The sequence below is a fragment of the Flammeovirga sp. OC4 genome (assembly GCF_000812565.1).
Classification (GTDB): Bacteria; Bacteroidota; Bacteroidia; order Cytophagales; family Flammeovirgaceae; genus Flammeovirga.
In genome coordinates, this window is the sequence record NZ_JTAM01000048.1 from 15,443 (window position 1) to 33,563 (window position 18,121).

Sequence of the window (18,121 nt, forward strand, 5' to 3'; positions counted from 1 at the left end):
AAGCTAAGTTTTCATCAACTTTTAATCGACCTTGAAGGGTTTACATGCAATATTATTTCTGAGTCCCACTAGGTTTTATACCTTTCACCCTTTTGGTGTTGGCTACAGACTTTGTAATTTCTTTGTACTTCCATAGTACATTGGCGCCTCTACCCCAGTTCAAGTACCATGTATACGGACCATACTCTACGTCTCTATCTTGAGTTACTTTTAAGTAAAATGCAGAAGAGTTATCAGTTCCTCTTTTGTCTTTGATAAAAGTAAATTCATACCCTTCCTTATTCTCAAACTTCACCTTTAATGAATCCGGATAATTTTGGGTAATAATACCTGTAGCTCCTTTGACGATTTTTATTTTCTCAATCCTTTTTCCATTATCATAGATAATGTTTCCTTCATTATTATTGATTACTTCAGCATCTTTAGGAATATCTCTTTGGATATGAATTTCCTCTGAGATATAAACCACTAATTGAGATATATCAACGTTATTCTCTTTTAAATTTTCTAATCCTTCAGTAGTCACAGGCGTTTTGGCAATAAAAGCTCCTTTTACTTTATCCATTACCTGAGCATTTGAAAGATGAGTAATACACAAAAGTACTACAATCAATGGCCAATTTTTCATGTTGAATTAAGTTGTTTTATTTAGTTTTCAGTTCATTCAATTGAACTATTTTTTTGTACGAATCAACCTGCAATAAAGTTGTCACTCTTATTAAAGATTAAGTACTAAGTCAAAAGTAGTTTATTTCAATCAATCTTAAGAAAAAACATCAAAAAAATGGTAAGAAGTTTTAAGATATCCCCTTACCATTTTTCAGTTTTGAACTATAAGTACTTTTTCAACACCTCTGCCCAAATTTCATAACCGGCAGGCAACATATGAAGCATATCTTCTTCAAATAAGTCCGGTCTACTTTTCGCATTCTCATCCAACATTGGAGTGAAAATATCGACATAAGTGATGTTTTTCAATGTATGCATTGCTTCCTTTACCAAGAGATTTGATTTCTCTATCTCATGCATAATATTATCCTTGCTTGGACTCGGCTTAATAGACATGTAGTAAATAGGAAGATCTTCTCCATATTTAAATCTTAGTTGATTATAAATACTCTCAAAGGAGAATAAGATATCTTCAGCTTTCTGTCCCCCACCTAGATCATTATCTCCTGCATAAATAAATACACTTTTAGGAGATTCAATGTCTTTAAATAATTGATTGAAATAAAGTGCACAAGCTTCTAAAGTAGAGCCTCCAAAACCCATATTTAGGATTTCCTCATTTCCTAAATCTTCTCTTACTTTTTTCCAAAGTCTAAAAGATGAACTGCCATAAAAAACAATAGGTTGATCAATTGAAGGCTGTTTTCGTAAATTTTCGGCCAACTCTGGTAGCCCTTCATGCTTATAAAACTGGATTTCTTCTGTTGTCATTGTTAATTTAATTTTCCACCAACTGAATGGCCTCCTCTACATAGGAACGATATTTTTTAGAATAACTTTTTAAAAACCCTCTTAGTTCCTCTTTAAAGGGTTTTGTAGTATCTATAACTTCTGATAGTCTGAAAGCGGGTTTGATAACAACACCTAACTTTGCTTTACTCATTCGTTTGTCAAAGAACGACAAAGCAATTGGAACAATCAAAGGATCAATACCAGAATGATTCGCAATCATAAAAGCACCCGGCTTAAAATCTACGGGAGATTGATGTGTTTCCCTACTTGTTCCTTCTGGACTCAAAATCAAATTAATACCCTCTTTTAATTTTGAGCTCGCTTCATCGAAAAACAGGTTTCTATTTCTTCTCTTCTCTTCATCAGACATTTTAGACGGATCAGAATCTGCAGTTCTTACCCCAATATGCCCCAATTTATTATAATAATCTTGGTGTCCGTATTCTGGTCCCTTTCCAATTCTTACAACTCTCAACCCTGAATCCTTGTAAAACTTAAAAAGTAACATTGAAATGAAATGAGAATCCAATGTAATTTGGAAATTGTTAGGCAATGTATAATAAGGGTGATTGAGTAAGTGATTATAAATAAAGATATTTCCTGACTCTTTTGGTATATTTTCTAACCCCTCAATTTTGATATCTAGATAAGCAATTGCTTTTTCAAACAACTCAGAACACTCGTTTCTAAGCTGGCTTGCCGGAATTGTTTTAGGAGCTTTAATGACATGATTCGTCATTTTCTTTAACCCTTCCATAAATAAGTACTCCTTACGTAAAGGAGCTGTTACTTTCACAAAAAGATTGGCTAAGCTTCTTTCCTGACCTACTCCTGTTTTACTTAATTGGTCCAAAAGATCAAAAGCAATTCCTTGTGTCAGTTTTTCTGATAATAATGATGGAATTTTATGGATATCAGAAGTCACATTCAATTGTGCTCCCGCTTGATCAATCATGGTCTGAATCGTCAATAGTTCTCGATCATACGTCTGCGTGATGACTTGAGCGCGCACAGCTTTCAGTGCACTCCCCAACAACCATAATAGTCTATACATAAAGACCATTCCGAGGTTTGGAAACTCACCATAAAGTACCAATAGATCTATTCTCTGAATTTCCAATACTTCAATAGGTTCTAATACCACTAATTCCATAAAGTTAGGAATGGCATCAAAACTTGCTGCACTCCAAAGGATCACTTGTCCTCTTTCCTGTAAAATATCAGAAGTATAGATTTCTCCATTATCCTTCACATAATTCAAAGCTACTTTTCCACTTTTGAGCACCATAAATTTATTGGAAGCTTCTCCTTTGGAAAGTAATTTCTCGCCTTGTTTATAATATTTTGTATCACTGATATTGGCTAATTTCATGAGGTGCCAATCAGAGAAGGGGTTGAAGAAATTGCTTTGTCTGAAAAACTCCAAATTAGATTCTACAGGCCCTTTGTCCTGGAAAGAGGTATAAGTGGTATTTCCTTCCAATGAATCAACGGTCATTGGGATGGACCCTTGAATCCAGACATTTCGAGCATCTCTTAATAAATGAGTGCTATATAATAAGGTTGAGGAAAGAAAATGCATACCAATTTGAGGGTTACTATCAAAAAGATCCCTCAAAAGTTGGTTGTCCCACACAACAACCTGTGTTTTTCCTTTTGCTTTGGCCGTAGTAGCAAAGCGGTAAGGTTCCCTAAAACCTGACCATCCAATTGGCGTTCCTTTTTCATTATTCTCACCCACTGTTAATCCACCACGCTGATCACCTACATTAAGATGGTATTCTACTTTCCCAGAGTAAAGGATATAGAACTGTTCAGCTGATGCAAATTGTAAAGTGATAATTTCATCATCTTCAAAAGTAACTAACTCTGCATTTTCTGAAAGAATCTCTAATTCTGATTCGTTTAGCCTGTCTGCAAATGGTAGTTCAAGTAGTGTTGTAGTTAATGGCATAGATAGTACTAGTTTGGACAGTTTTCAAAAAATTTCCCGTAAAATAGCCGATTCTTAAGAACTTAACAAAAGGATAAAATACACTTAAACTAAGTATTATTCCTCCGACGAATTAAAGTAGACTTCGATTTTATGAAATAGTTGCTCTTGACAGTCTTTGATATCTTTAGCTTTGACCGTCCATTTTTCTGTTACTTTGTTTTCTGATATTAAGTGTAATTTCAAGAGAATATTATTTTTATGAACCTCATATTTACCCCTTATTATATAAGTATTAGGCCCTTTTGCATTTTTCTGATAGCGCACTGTCAATTCCTTTTCCTCTGCCTTTAACACAAAATAAGTCTTCACTTGCTGACTGAGGTGGAGGTGATCAGCCCAAGTTTCTGCATCTTCTAAATAGATGGCCGAAATCAATTTTTTCTGAATAGAAAGTGTGATACTGTCTCTAACGGCTTGAGGTAATTCTGCAATATAAAAACTACCTGCACCAACCGGCACCCTGTATTCTGGCTGTTGTTCGCCACTCATGGCTGAGGCTAATTGAGGAACAGACTCTACTGCATGAGCAAATAAATCTTGTACATCAACGAATCGACCTTCGTCCAACTCTCCTCTTTTCAAATAATCCAACAAAGAATAAGTGAGTAAACCGTGCTCTAGATAAGACGATTCATAGCTGACTTTATCAGAAGAAGCACCTGAAAGCATAAACATTCCTGTCTTGGCTCTCATCCTTTCCAAAGCCCTCTTCTTCATTCCTTCCTCATTATAATCCCTCGAAGTAATCAATTCTGTAGAAAAAGAACCTGCATGACAAGCATCTACTACAAACACCTGCTTCGAAATTGGGATTTCTTTAATCCAATCCAAAAGCTCAGTTCCATTAATAGTGTAATTGTTTTTGATATCAGGATCAGAAAGATCACTGTTACTCATATCTTTGGTTAGAAAATGGAAATCATTATCACCCTCATTGTTTTCGGCAACGGCCCCATGTCCTGCAAGAAAGACAAATAGAATATCAGAAGAGTTTGCTCTTTGGTGAATACTTTCAAAAGCCGCTTTAATATTTTCTTTTGTAGGTTGAAGTACTTCTTCCTCGGCATCGGTTGTCAGCAGTTGAATGACAGAATTTTTGACACCAAATAATTTTTCACTTCCCACATCAATAGCCTCATACATTGCTTTTGCATCATCCGCTGCATACTTCAAATCCAACAACCGTCCCCTGTAATCCGAAACACCCACGATGACACCGTACAATGTTGGAGGAGCTTCCAATTCTATTTCCTTTCCCTTATACTTTAGTTTAATTCCTCTCCCATTCAGTGTCCCTGCCTTGTTGGAAGTAAGTACCATTATATCATTTTCTTGATTAGGAATAAGGTGTATTTTCACTTTATCCAAAAGGATAGTATAATACTCTTTTCCTTCATAAATTTCTTTTTGACCTTCCTTCAACACATCCGTAATGACTTCCTTATTATTGATATAAAGACTTACAACTCCAATTCCACCACCTCTATCAATTACTTCTATGTATAATTTTCCCTCTCTTTCAAAAGTATTTGTTTTGGGGAAAAGTGATAAATCACTCAAAGGAGGCACTTTTCTTAAAGGATTACCTTGTAAAATTTCATAAGCCAAACCCGGTTCCCAATATTTATCTTTCAATTGATCAAAATCAATCGTTTCTGTACCATACACATAATAAAGTTCACTCATATTGAGGTCTCCCACATCAAACAAGCCCGAATGATGCTCAATGACCCACTTCCCTTCATCTGTCACAATGATCTCTCCTCCTTTCCTTTTCTTTTTAATATCCCATATTTCAAAGGTGGTATTGGTTCTGATTGCAAAAAATACATTTTGGTCTATATAAGATATGATATCGACCATCGGAATAGAAGCCCCTTCAAACTGTTCTATTTTTTTACTCAAATCTTTATTCCAAATAGAAATATCTCCCGCTCTCTTGCCGAAAATCCATTGTTGCTTTTTGGATAAATAATCAATTTCCAAAATATCCTCAGAAGGTACGTTATGTTCAACGACCGCCCAATCTCCACAATTCCAAGCATAGATTCCTTTCTTGCCGCTGACTACTAATTGCTTCCCATCTTCTGAAAATTCTAAATCGTTTAGCCATAAATCAGGTACGGTAGTTTCAAAAATGATTTTCTGTTTTTCTAAGCTATATACTATCAATTTCCGGTCTCTCCCAATAGAGGCTATAGTTCGTGCATCACTATCATTTTCTACACAAACTACTGCTCCATTATGCTGATAAAGTAACTTGTTGGTCGATTTTTTACTATTCCACAAAAGTACATCACCACCTTTTGTCCCCACGGCTACTTGACCAATGATAGGCACATTCGTCAGGGTCATTCCTTTATGCTCTAGTCGCAGAGTATCTAATAACTCCCCATGATCAGACCATATTTTCACTAAACTATCCGCTCCGGTAGTGATCCATTTATTACCATTTAGTGTATATTCTAATGCTGAAGCATATTCATGATGTACCTTCCAGCTTCTTGTAACAACGTGTTCATTGGGTTCCCATGAATAAAAAATCCCATCCGTTGACACGAAAGCAATCGCTCCGGTAGCAAGGTTGATCTCTCCATCAACGAGGTGTCCCTTTACAGGTCTCCATCTCACATTAGTTTGAGAATTTCCAACTTCTAATTTCCATACTGATATAGATCCATCTTTATTAGAAAATGCTGCATACTGCGTACTTTCGGTAAAAACCATTTTCTCAAAATCATCTCTCACCCCTAAAGGTTCTTTATTGATTTTACCGTTTTTATAACTATAGAAATAAATGTTTTGAGCTTTTGTAGCAAAAACTAATACATTAAAAAAAGAGGAGTATTTCAAGTCTATAATAGGCGTATTATCAGGAGAGGTCATTTGATCTACTAATGTGTCCGCATTTATATCCCATATTTTGATGGTTTTATCCCATGATGCCGTGACTATTAGAGAATCAGAAGGAATATAATCAATTGCCGAAATCCAATCTGTATGCAAACCTTTTTTAGCAACATTAGTTCTATCAAACCCTCTCCAAACCACAATGTCTCCTTCCATTTTCCCAACCGTCAGCCATTTCATTTTAAAGGAGTAATTTAAAGCGGAAAAATTGCCCAAGTCTGATTTAATCTCCATTCCATCAGGTGCCAATTGTTTATTTTCCCAATCCAAACGGTAAATCATACCACCTTTTGTAATAAACAGGAGAAAACCAGCGACAAACTTCAGTTTAAAAACTTCTCCCTCTACTTCATCAAACTCATAAACAACCTCTTGAGAATTCAGATGAATAATCTTGACCTTGCCGTCCATTCCCGCCGTAGCTAAATGTTGATTATCTGTAGAAAAACAAAGCGATGTAATCCCAACTTCATGAGGGTAAAGTGTGTACAATAATCTTTTATCATCAATATTCCACACTTTTACTGCTGCGTCTTCACCAGCGGTAGCCAACAATTTCGCATCATTGGTGATCGCCAAGTCTTTTACTTTCCCCAAATGTCCAGTTGATAAAGTCAATTGAAGCGTTTGAGCATAATGTAGAGTATGATAAAGAAGAAGGAATAAGAGTAATAAACGTACTTTCAAAAGAAGAGGTATTTAAATGAAATAGACTGAATTTGTATTTGTAATGTACAACTTTGGTCTTAATAATAAACACATGTATCACTATCAATCCACCTCTTCGATGATTTATTTAAAAAGGACAGAGAAACTATGTCATGATACAATGAAATTAGCCGTATTCTTCTATATTTGTCTATCTTTTAATTTTTAAGATTATTTTTTATCCTACCATCATTTAGGGTTGATCTTTTTATATGTCTAGAAGGAATTCATTACGCAATAAAATATTTACCGAAGAAGAACAAGCCCGTCAGAAAGAACGGTTTGACAATATCATCAGTGCCATTGTAAAACTGATAGAGACTTATGCTAAACTGTTCAGTATTCAGATCAAAACAGGCTTAGCTGGAACACTTTCGGTCATTGCAATTTTTGTGATTATGCTGACATTTTTAACGCTTGCCTTTGCCTTTTTTGCATTGGGGTTTGCTTTATTTGTCAATTACATTTTCTCATGGCCATCCTTTGCAGGATTTACGATTGTAGGGGTATTTTGTGTAGGCCTTTTTGGTCTGGCACTTTATTACACTACGCATTTGCGTAATCAGTTCCTTATTTGGATCGATGAAGCCATTGATAGATTGCAAGAAGAAAATAATGAATAACCTATATTTCTTATGAGCGAGCAAAAAACAAATACAGTTAGAGAAAAATTAAAAGCAGAAAAGATCCAGCTCAAAGAGCAAACTAAATTAGCTAAACAAGAATTAGTAGATTTAGCACAAGGAACCGTTTCTGAAACACAACAAGATATAAAAAAGATTTTTACGTACGGTGCAGCACTTGTAGTGACCTATGGTATATCACAATGGGCACTGCGTATTCACAAAAGTAGAAGTCAAAAGAAATACTTAAAAAAACTTTCAAAACTTGAAGTTCCTACCAAAAAAGGTAAGAAAATTGTAAGTACTGATACGCACGAAAGCAGGGTTCCATCTTTTGGAAAAATGCTTCGTGAAGAGGCCACAGTTTTCCTTATGGGAGTGGCTAAAGAAGAAATTTTGAATTATTTAGAAAGTCGCAAAGAAAAAAAGAAGAAATAAAGTAACTCACTTTCAAATACTTAACGACGTATACGTATGCTTGCATAACTTATACGATCTGTTAATGATGAAGATACTTGCAGTTATAAATTCTAATTCATTTCTTTGCAGTTAAATTGGTCAACTAAAAGTTATTAAGATGTCCGAAATTGCAGAAAAAGTAAAACAAATTATCGTTGATAAGCTTGGTGTAGAAGAATCAGATGTAACACCAGAGGCTTCATTCACAAACGATTTAGGTGCTGACTCACTTGACACTGTTGAGTTAATCATGGAATTTGAAAAAGAATTCAACACTTCTATTCCTGATGATCAAGCAGAAAGCATCACAACTGTAGGTAACGCAATCGAATACCTTGAAGAGAACGTAAAGTAATTTACACTCCCTTTAAAATAAGCGAATCAGACGCTAGCGAACCTGATAGTGCAAGTACCTCAGTTTTTTCTAGGTGCTAAATCTGTCAGGTTTGTTTTTTTGGGATCTTCCAAAATCAAAATCTTATGAACGCTAGAAGAGTTGTAATAACTGGAATTGGTGCATTAACACCACTAGGCAACACTGTTGAAGAGTATTGGGCAAATTTAGAAAAAGGGGTTAGCGGTGCTACTCCAATCACTAAGTTTGATGCCTCGAAATTCAAAACTCAATTTGCTTGCGAAGTGAAAGGCTTCGTAGCAACTGATTATATTGACCGCAAAGAGGTTCGTAAAATGGATCTCGTAAGCCAATATGGTGTTGCGGTAGCTAAACAAGCCATTGAAGATTCTGGAATGGACTTAGACGCTGTTAATAAAGAGCGTTTTGGTGTCATTTGGGGTTCAGGAATCGGTGGTCTAAAATCCTTCCAAGACGAGGTTTCTGGCTTCGCTTTGGGTGACGGGACACCACGTTTTAATCCTTTCTTCATTCCGAAGATGATTCCTGACTTAATACCTGGTCATATTTCTATGACTTGGGGACTAAAAGGACCTAACTTCACGACTGTATCAGCATGTGCTTCTGCGACTAACGCAATGGTAGATGCTTTCAATTATATTCGTTTTGGAATGGCTGACCTATTCGTAACTGGTGGCTCTGAAGCTGCAGTTTGCGAAGCGGGTATCGGTGGTTTCAATGCTTTACGTGCATTATCAACACGTAATGATGATCCTGCAACTGCCTCAAGACCTTTTGATGCAAACAGAGATGGATTTGTACTTGGTGAAGGTGCCGGTGCATTTATCTTCGAAGAATTAGAGCATGCAAAAGCGAGAGGTGCAAAAATCTATGGTGAAGTAATTGGTGGTGGTATGACTGCTGATGCTTATCATATGACTGCTCCTCACCCAGAGGGAGAAGGTTCAAGCAGAGTAATGGCTGAGGCAATGAAAGATGCTGGAATCGAGCCGAAAGATGTTGATTATATCAACGTTCACGGTACTTCTACTCCACTTGGTGATATCGGAGAGGTAAACGCAATCAAAAAAGTCTTTGGAGAAGATGCTTATAACTTAAGTATCTCTTCTACTAAATCTATGACAGGTCACCTTTTGGGTGCTGCAGGTGCAGTAGAAGCATTAGCATGTTTATTAGTTCTTAATAAAGGTGTGATCCCTCCAACGATCAACAATACTACTCCAGATGAGAAATTAGATCCTAAATTAAATTGTACTTTCAATGAGGCACAACAACGCGACGTGAATATTGCCTTGTCGAATACATTTGGTTTTGGAGGTCATAACTTCTCAATGGTATTCAAAAAGTACGCTGAATAATTTGTACTTTTCTTAGCAGAAACCCGTTAGTAAGCCTAATTTCTAACGGGTTTTTTGTTTTCCTTAAAAAAAACTCTGTTATCTTTAGTATTCCCTACAAAAAAAAGAATTGAAATAAAACACCTTTGTTTTAGATATTTTTTACATTTTTGGGGAATGTTTTTTACTCCTCGAATTTATCGAGACTATAATACTGATCAATGATTTTAGGAAAATTCTTAAAACGATGGGTCACGCCTTATAATGAGCAGGAGAAAAAATTAGCCAAGGTTGTAACAAGAATTATCGGAAGAAAACCTTTTAACATCAAATTGTATCACCTCGCAATGCAACATACATCTGTTGCTTTCGAAAGTGGAGCAATGAAAGGTTTTAAAGAATCGAACGAACGTCTTGAATACTTGGGAGACGCCGTTTTAGGTTCGGTGGTAGCGGAATATCTTTTCAAACGCTATCCTTACAAAGACGAGGGTTTCCTAACTGAAATTCGTTCTAGAATTGTAAACCGAGAATCTCTTAACCGCTTGGCTGTTAAGATTGGTTTGAGTCAAATGGTCGCTTTTGAAGGTCGAAAAAACTCTGCATTAAGTCATAAATCAATTTATGGTGATGCAATGGAAGCTTTCATTGGTGCTGTTTATTTAGACAGAGGATTTCACTTCACACGCAGGTTCATCATTCATAAGTTATTGATGATGCACTATGACATTGAGGAAATCATCTCAACAACAACCAATTTTAAAAGTCTCATTATTGAGTGGGCTCAGAAGAATAGTAAAACTGTTGATTTTACTATTTCAAAGCAAGGAGGAAAAGACGGAAAACAATTCAAAGTCAACTTAATTATTGACGGAGAAGTGCAAGCAGTAGGTTCTGGCTATAGTAAGAAAAAAGCCGAACAAGACGCTGCCCGTAAGACTTGTGAAGCGCTGACACTCGCTTAATTACTGTCAACCACATTAAAAAAGGCCCTTTTAGAACTAAAATTCTAAGAGGGCTTTTATCTTTTTCGTATCTTTAATTAAATTTCAAATTGTTTACATACGATTTGAGGTTTTCCTATTCACTTTTTGAGGTCATAACACCTAATTTTCAATAAGATTACTCTTGAAGAAATGAAACATACTCAATATACATTACTGATCTTGTTACTTTTTTCTTTCGCCTTTCAATCCTGCGAATTCGGTAAACAATATACTTACGCCAACAGACAAGACCGCCTTGACAAAGTAAAACAAAAGCAGTTAAGTGAATTGGGTGTCTCTCAACAAAGTACTGCTGCTGCAGCAAATTCTGCATTACAAAATACCAACGCCCAAACAGCAACTGCGGTAGCAACAGAAATGGCCGTCAAAACAGTAAAAGCAGAAGGCAAAGCTAAAATTGCCATTAAAACGGCATGGTCATTTGAAGGCGTAAAGTATGCTACAGGTGGCACTACTAAAAAAGGAATGGATTGCTCTGGTTTAATGCTCGTTTCATGGCAAGCTGCCAATGTACAGTTACCTAGAGTATCATCTGAACAAGCAAAAAGAGGAAAAGCTGTTTCCTTTAATAACCTACAGCCTGGTGATTTAGTCTTTTTCCATCCGCATGGAGGAACTCGAATCAATCATGTAGGGATGGTCACAGAAGTGGAAGATGGCAAAATGTATTTCATACATGCTTCTACTTCCCGTGGAGTAATGGAAAGTGAATTGACTAGTGCTTACTGGAAAGGTATTTTCAGTAGGGCCAGAAGAATACATTAAACTGTGTATAAAAATTGTATAAGTAGTAAGTCAAAAATATATCATAATTAATTCTTATTTATTTTTTGTGAATACAACGCTAAAAAACGTATGAATTGTGATTCTATTTAGCGTTTTTTGAAGGAAGTAATCGTAAAACAATAAATAGAATTATCATTAAATAATTTTGTTTTAGTACTTATACTTTTTAAAGCAAATTTTTTAATATAACAATCGAACAATGAATCAGCATTTAAAAATTATTATTTCCCTCTGCTTATCTTTATTTATCCTTTCATGTGGCACTTCTTCGCAAGAGGGCGAAGCTAATACTGACGTAAAATCACAAACAGAAAAAGCAGAATTAGCAGTGGTGACAGCAAGAGATTTTATTGGTACACCTTACAAATCAGGCGGTAATTCAAAAGAAGGAATTGACGCAAGTGGCTTAACAATGATGTCATGGCAAGCTTCAGGTGTAAAATTAGCTAGAATCAGTCGTGAACAGGCAAGACAAGGTGCAAAAGTAGCAGCTGATCAACCTCAAGCTGGTGACCTTGTATTCTTTAGCCAACGTAAAGGAAGTAATCAAGTATCGAATTGTGGCATCATTTCTAAAATCACAAAACAAGGTTTCAACTTCATCTATACTTCTTCAAAAGATGGCGTGAAGGAAGTGGCCTATTCTCCCTACTGGAAAGACCGATTGGTTGATATCAGACGTTTGGGAGAGTAAAAGCTTTTTTTTAAATTCAGCATAATTTTTTAGTTCTATATTTTTTTGATCAAATTTTGATAATTTCCTGTCATGAATGATTAAAAATAAGACAAATTAACCATCATAGGTTCATTTTGTTTAATTTAAGAACTATTATTGTGGAGAAAGCATAACGAGATATGGCAGATACTACACATAATTATGACGAGAGCAGTATTAAATCACTGGATCCTCGTGATCATATACGCTTAAGACCAGGTATGTATATCGGTAAATTGGGAGACGGTTCGGCTCCTGATGATGGTATATACGTCCTTGTTAAAGAAGTGGTGGACAACAGTATCGACGAACACATGATGGGATTCGGTAAGCAGATTGATGTTACCGTTGACGAAGGTGCCGTTTTGGTAAAAGATTACGGTAGAGGAATTCCATTGGGGAAAGTGATCGACTGTGTGTCCAAAATCAATACAGGTGCAAAATACGATTCCAACGCCTTCCAAAAATCTGTAGGTTTGAACGGTGTGGGTACAAAAGCGGTAAATGCCCTTTCTAATTTCTTTAGAGTACAATCGGTAAGAAATGGAGAGAAAAAAGTAGCCGAATTTGAGGCAGGTAAATTGACAACTGATTTTCCAATTGAGAAATCAAAAGAGAAAAATGGTACTACGGTTTACTTTAAGCCAGATCCAACGATCTTCAAAAACTATCGTTTCCTCCCGGATTATTTGGATGATTTGTTCTGGAATTATGCTTACCTTAATTCAGGGTTATCGTTAAAACTTAATGATAAAATGTATCTTTCTAAAAATGGTCTTCGTGATCTTTTAGAAAGAAAAACGAATGCGGAGCAAATTCGTTACCCTATCATTCATTTCAAAGGAGAGGATATAGAGTTTGCCTTTACGCACTCTAATCAATACGGTGAAAATTACCACTCTTTTGTAAACGGTCAGAATACAACGCAAGGAGGAACGCATCTATCAGCATTCCGTGAGGCGATTGTAAAGACTGTTCGTGACTTCTTTGGAAAGAATTTTGATGCGGCTGATATCAGAGCATCCATTGTAGGTGCTGTTTCTGTAAGAGTACAAGAACCTGTTTTCGAATCTCAGACGAAAACTAAATTAGGTTCTACACACATTGCTCCAGACGGTCCTACATTAAGAACATTTGTCAATGAATATGTTCATAAAGTACTGGATAACTTCTTACACAAAAATGCTGAAGTTGCTCAAGCTTTATTAAAGCGTATCCAACAATCGGAGCGTGAGCGTAAGGAAATTGCAGGTGTTAAGAAAATTGCCAACGAAAGAGCAAAAAAGGCCAATCTTCACAACAAAAAATTGAGAGATTGCCGTAAGCACTTCAACGATAAAAAAGGAGAGGAAGAAGATAAAAGAAATACAACACTGTTTATCACCGAGGGTGACTCAGCAAGTGGTAGTATTACTAAATCTCGTGACGTACAATCTCAAGCAGTATTTAGTTTGAGAGGTAAGCCATTGAACTCATTTGGCTTGACTAAAAAAGTAGTGTACGAAAACGAAGAATTTAACCTCCTGCAACACGCCTTAAACATTGAGGACGGAATTGATGGATTAAGATACAACAGAGTGGTTATTGCTACCGATGCCGATGTGGATGGTATGCACATTCGTTTGTTGATCTTGACTTTCTTCTTACAGTTTTTCCCTGATTTGGTAGAAAAAGGACATGTTTATATCCTTGAGACACCACTTTTCAGAGTAAGAAACAAGAAGAAAACCATTTACTGTTATTCTGATGAGGAGCGTATCAATGCTATCAAAGAACTAGGAAATAAGCCTGAGATCACTCGTTTTAAGGGTCTAGGTGAAATTTCTCCTGACGAGTTCAGTGGTTTTATTGGTGAAGACATCCGTTTGGAACCTGTAATTATGAGTGAAGACAGCAATACAAAACAATTGCTTCAGTACTATATGGGTAAAAACACCATGGACCGTCAACGCTTTATCATTGATAACTTGCGTGTAGAAAGAGATGAAGTAGAGGAAGCAAGCTAAATTGCAATCCACTACAATCAAAAAGAGGTAGGAATCTTTAAAGATACCTACCTCTTTTTTTAGGACTAAATTAAGAAAGTTTGGTGAAACACTCATCCCTTCTTCTAATAACGTGTAACTATTTATTACTTTTAATTTTTACATTATAAACGTAATGTTCTCTAATGCTAAACTACTAATACTATATATTTGACACTGTACCAACTATAATTCAAAAACGGACCTAAAACTTACAATTAACTTATTTACAGCTGGTTATAAATTTAAATGATTTTAAAAGTCATTTTATTATGTATCAATTCCAATCACTTTGTTCGATTATGGACGTTTTTTTATTAAAATATCAGGTAAACTCAATTGCTTTATTTTACTATCCTCAAAGGATTCAACATATGATCAATCTTTATTCGAATCATATGAGAGGAATTGATAGTATCAACTTCTGTTCTTGAATAACTGCTTTCTCTGATATATTGAAGAGTGATCAAAGTGTTTTTTGTGAAGTAGCGAGTAATCCCAAAGTACATTCGATTACTTGATACTTTAAATCCATCAAGATTGATAAAAGGTTCTACTCCTGCAGATAATAAGCCTATTTCAGTAGAGAATTTCATCATTGGGTTGAATCGAAGCCTGTAGCTTGTCTTATTTAAAGTTGGGAAATATTGTTCTTCAAACCGGAGTCGATTGGCGATAATCACTTCTCCTATTCTAGCTTTATAGATCAAATCTTGATAAAAGCGTAACTCCTGATTGGTACTTTGCCCTTGCACATACATAATACCAGCACGAATATTAAAGTCTTCTGTTAGATCATATTTCAGGCCACTTCGAAATTGCCATCTTGCTAAATCATGAAAGTCATTTCGATAACCGATATCAGAGTCAATTGAAAACTTATAAGAGAGTTTGAATTTATTGAAATAATGAAACCACACCATATTATCTTGTGCATAAGCAGAATAAGAAGAAAGTAGGTAAAAGAGAATGGTAAGAAAGAAAATAGTGCGTTTCATTTCCTATAATTGTTTTTGTAATTACTTTCTTAAAACAATAGTTGTGATGAGCCTGAATTCACCTTTTGCAGCATTGTCTGGTCTTACAACATTATGGTAGTATTGAGCTCCGATATTCATAGGGATTTTACCACCAATAAAAACCAGTTTATTGAATCCTCCTCCTAAAGGAACGGTCCACTTTTGACCTGCTTCAGCATTCCAGTTGGCAGTGATTGTTGGAAACGTATTGATCACCCATCCATTTCCTAATCCATAAGCAGCTAAAGCTTGACAAACGAAACTATGTACATCATTTCTTTGTGCATCACCTCCAAATGAGAACGTTTGTCTTACGACCATATCAAATGTCCAATTTGGTGTTTGATAAACCATTACAAAAGCGGCTCCTGCTCCCCACTTACCTGTTCCTAACATTTCATTTGAAGCGGTAGGCATATCTATTGAAGGACCCACACCCCATGCTAATTTTGTTACTTTTTTGGGTGATAAGAAGAATGAATAATTAAGGTCACTAACTCCTACTACACTTTGTGTTTCAGCAGTAGGTGGTAAATAAGAGACTGCAAAAACACCTCTATGTACCAGGTTAAAATGTTTATGTTCATTGGCAATAATTGGTTGTAGTGACATTGAATAAGTTGAACCTTCATAAGCTGGTGATCCAATGCCTACATTATGTTGTATTGGTAATGCAACAATGTTGGCCAAGGGGTTTTGTAATTTCGCAGCAAGCTCATCTTTTTGAGCGAAAGCAACATGAATAAATGAGATTAAAATGATAGGTAGAAGTAAAATAGATTTTTTCATTTTGTAGAGATTTTAAGTATTGATTACACTACAAAAGTGTTCATTTACAGCACCTTAAAATTGTACATTATAACAGTGTCATTGTAAAAAATGACAAACTATGTCCTTATTAGTATTTTATATAAAAAAGCCATGGTTAACTTCATTTTTAAGAAGCTAACCATAGCTATAATTACGGTTTTTAAAAATTTATATTAAGATACTTCTGATGCTGTCTTCTCTTCTTCTTGCTTTTCTTTTTCCTCTGTAGCAACTTCTTTGTCTGCCAACTCCTTCTCTTCATATAAAGAAGCTTCCTTTTTAATTTTTCTATATTCAACTCCTAGAGCAATACTGTAGACACCTGAAGCAATTAATACAACTCCTGTAGTAAATAGAATTGTAAATCCAGCAAACAAAGGATTAACCATTAAAATTGTTGACAAAATCACTCCAATCACTCCAATTGCTATAAGGCCACTTCCAAAACCTGTTTCTTTTTGTATTGAAGCTCCTATAGTAACTCCAATCATAGACTTTACTAAGAATAAAAATCCATAATATAATGGCATTGTGCTTGCCGAAATTTCAGGATTAATAATTAGTACAACCCCAATTACAATAGAGGTTAATCCGTATACTAAAGTCCATCCCCAGCCTTTAATTTTTTTACGATTAACAATCGAGAAAATAACTTCTGATATTCCTTCTATCACAAAGAAATAAGCAAATGCCATGGCTACTGTAAGATAACTTGCTAATGGAAAAGTAAAAGTGAGAATACCTCCAGTAATAAAAATAAGACCTGCAATAACGAATAAATACCAGTATTTTAACGACGACTTTAATTTTTCAATCATGACTTTTAATGTTTAATTTAATTAATATATTTGAAGATTTAGCTCTTTTGAGAAAGTGCTTTTTGTTTTAGTGCTTTGATTTTTGACTTGTGTTCCTTTTTACATTTTCGCCACTCTTTCCCTCTTAATACATATTGATAATCTACTGTTTTCATATGCCCTATTGCTTGAGAAGTAGGCAAAGGTGCCACAAGTAGAAACCATGGATTTACTACTAATCCAATCGTCCATGCTCCAACTGCAAACGTTTGAGATGTTCTGGAGCTTTTATGCCTTTTTGTATGATAATAGTTTAAGACTTTTTCATCTAGATCATGTATTTCAGCATACTCCTTTAAGAAGTCTGCCGTTTTATCATAGGTGTCTAATGATTCATAACTTACATGGCTTATTTCTTTGCGATGAATTTGATAAAACGCTTTATCCCGCTTATATACGATACTGAATTCATCAGAATGTTTATATCCTTTTCTCCATTCTTTAGGTGTGATAGAAACTACTTCTCCATTCACTAAATGAACATTGATATTATTTGCTTCAGTAGGAATACTAATAGCCGAGATGATTGCTTGAGTGATAACTGCGATCATAATTGATGTAGATTGATGATGATGAGATTAATTTTCTTCGAACTTTAATAGTCTTTCTCCTGTGGATAATTTTTGATCTGTATACTTTACTCGTATCTCATAACGATCAAAATGATACTTAGCATTATAGAGCGGAGAGTCTTTACCAATGTCTATTTTACTCATGAGTGACTGGTCTGAAAATAAACCAAAGAAATGATGAGCTGAAGGAGAATAAGGTACATCTAGAGGTTCCAGTTCAAAGATGATTTTACTTCCCTCATAAGAGACATTAATGTTCATTCTTCCTTCTTCGTCCAAAGGAATTTCACTTTTGAGATCATCTATGAATAATTGCTTTTCTGAGATGCATGAAGTGAATGCAAAGAGAGAAAACAGTAGAATAGTAAAAAGTAGATTTTTCATTATTGAGATTGATAAGGGATTGGTGAGTATTACCTCACCACTATTAGATTAAATTGATAGGTAAACGTATTTGATCG

General features: G+C 35.3%; 17 protein-coding genes. 8 read left to right on the forward strand and 9 right to left on the reverse strand.

The features are described 5' to 3' along the window. Positions 1-52: 52 nt before the first annotated feature. From PL77_RS20255 to PL77_RS20270, 4 genes are all read right to left on the reverse strand, one after another. Complete coding sequence (locus PL77_RS20255) at positions 53-628, reverse strand: hypothetical protein (protein WP_044209526.1); 576 nt, start codon at positions 626-628, stop codon at positions 53-55. Positions 629-831: 203 nt separating this feature from the next. Beyond that, positions 832-1,440 (reverse strand): GDSL-type esterase/lipase family protein, encoded by a 609-nt coding sequence (locus PL77_RS20260; protein WP_044209529.1) that lies wholly within the window; start codon positions 1,438-1,440, stop codon positions 832-834. A gap of 7 nt (positions 1,441-1,447) precedes the next feature. After that, entirely contained in the window at positions 1,448-3,415 is a 1,968-nt protein-coding gene (locus tag PL77_RS20265) for a 1-acyl-sn-glycerol-3-phosphate acyltransferase (protein WP_044209532.1), read from the reverse strand. A gap of 96 nt (positions 3,416-3,511) precedes the next feature. Next, positions 3,512-7,054, reverse strand: coding sequence for a caspase family protein (locus tag PL77_RS20270; protein WP_044209535.1), 3,543 nt, complete (start codon positions 7,052-7,054; stop codon positions 3,512-3,514). Positions 7,055-7,287: 233 nt separating this feature from the next. Here PL77_RS20270 and PL77_RS20275 point away from each other — a divergent pair, with 233 nt between their 5' ends. The 8 genes from PL77_RS20275 (at position 7,288) to PL77_RS20310 (ending at position 14,384) form a co-directional block, all read left to right on the forward strand. After that, a complete protein-coding gene (locus PL77_RS20275) occupies positions 7,288-7,698 on the forward strand; it encodes a phage holin family protein (RefSeq protein WP_044209538.1) in 411 nt (136 codons plus the stop codon). 12 nt (positions 7,699-7,710) lie between these two features. Continuing rightward, positions 7,711-8,136 carry a hypothetical protein gene (locus PL77_RS20280; protein ID WP_044209541.1) on the forward strand — a complete coding sequence of 142 codons (426 nt, stop codon included), beginning with the start codon at positions 7,711-7,713 and terminating at the stop codon, positions 8,134-8,136. A gap of 139 nt (positions 8,137-8,275) precedes the next feature. Then, positions 8,276-8,512 (forward strand): acyl carrier protein, encoded by a 237-nt coding sequence (locus PL77_RS20285; RefSeq protein ID WP_044209543.1) that lies wholly within the window; start codon positions 8,276-8,278, stop codon positions 8,510-8,512. Between the two features lie 125 nt (positions 8,513-8,637). Beyond that, a complete protein-coding gene (fabF, locus tag PL77_RS20290) occupies positions 8,638-9,891 on the forward strand; it encodes a beta-ketoacyl-ACP synthase II (RefSeq protein WP_044209545.1) in 1,254 nt (417 codons plus the stop codon). A gap of 200 nt (positions 9,892-10,091) precedes the next feature. After that, positions 10,092-10,835 (forward strand): ribonuclease III, encoded by a 744-nt coding sequence (gene rnc / locus PL77_RS20295; protein ID WP_044209547.1) that lies wholly within the window; start codon positions 10,092-10,094, stop codon positions 10,833-10,835. Between the two features lie 171 nt (positions 10,836-11,006). Next, a complete protein-coding gene (locus PL77_RS30890) occupies positions 11,007-11,642 on the forward strand; it encodes a C40 family peptidase (protein WP_052444592.1) in 636 nt (211 codons plus the stop codon). A gap of 220 nt (positions 11,643-11,862) precedes the next feature. Then, on the forward strand, positions 11,863-12,357 hold the full coding sequence (locus PL77_RS20305) for a C40 family peptidase (protein WP_052444593.1): 495 nt from the start codon (positions 11,863-11,865) through the stop codon (positions 12,355-12,357). Positions 12,358-12,518: 161 nt separating this feature from the next. Beyond that, positions 12,519-14,384, forward strand: coding sequence for a DNA topoisomerase IV subunit B (locus PL77_RS20310; RefSeq protein ID WP_044209550.1), 1,866 nt, complete (start codon positions 12,519-12,521; stop codon positions 14,382-14,384). A 362-nt stretch (positions 14,385-14,746) separates the two neighbouring features. Here PL77_RS20310 and PL77_RS20315 read toward each other — a convergent pair whose 3' ends face one another. The 5 genes from PL77_RS20315 to PL77_RS20335 all read right to left on the reverse strand — a co-directional run bounded on the left by PL77_RS20315 (position 14,747) and on the right by PL77_RS20335 (position 18,044). Next, on the reverse strand, positions 14,747-15,400 hold the full coding sequence (locus PL77_RS20315; protein ID WP_044209553.1) for a DUF2490 domain-containing protein: 654 nt from the start codon (positions 15,398-15,400) through the stop codon (positions 14,747-14,749). A gap of 21 nt (positions 15,401-15,421) precedes the next feature. Beyond that, the gene (locus PL77_RS30895) at positions 15,422-16,210 is read right to left on the reverse strand and encodes a hypothetical protein (protein ID WP_052444594.1); all 789 of its coding nucleotides are present in this window, start codon (positions 16,208-16,210) and stop codon (positions 15,422-15,424) included. Positions 16,211-16,404: 194 nt separating this feature from the next. After that, positions 16,405-17,049 carry an HdeD family acid-resistance protein gene (locus tag PL77_RS20325; protein WP_044209556.1) on the reverse strand — a complete coding sequence of 215 codons (645 nt, stop codon included), beginning with the start codon at positions 17,047-17,049 and terminating at the stop codon, positions 16,405-16,407. A 38-nt stretch (positions 17,050-17,087) separates the two neighbouring features. Further along, entirely contained in the window at positions 17,088-17,639 is a 552-nt protein-coding gene (locus tag PL77_RS20330; protein ID WP_044209560.1) for a hypothetical protein, read from the reverse strand. Between the two features lie 27 nt (positions 17,640-17,666). Beyond that, the gene (locus PL77_RS20335; RefSeq protein WP_044209563.1) at positions 17,667-18,044 is read right to left on the reverse strand and encodes a hypothetical protein; all 378 of its coding nucleotides are present in this window, start codon (positions 18,042-18,044) and stop codon (positions 17,667-17,669) included. Positions 18,045-18,121: the final 77 nt, after the last annotated feature.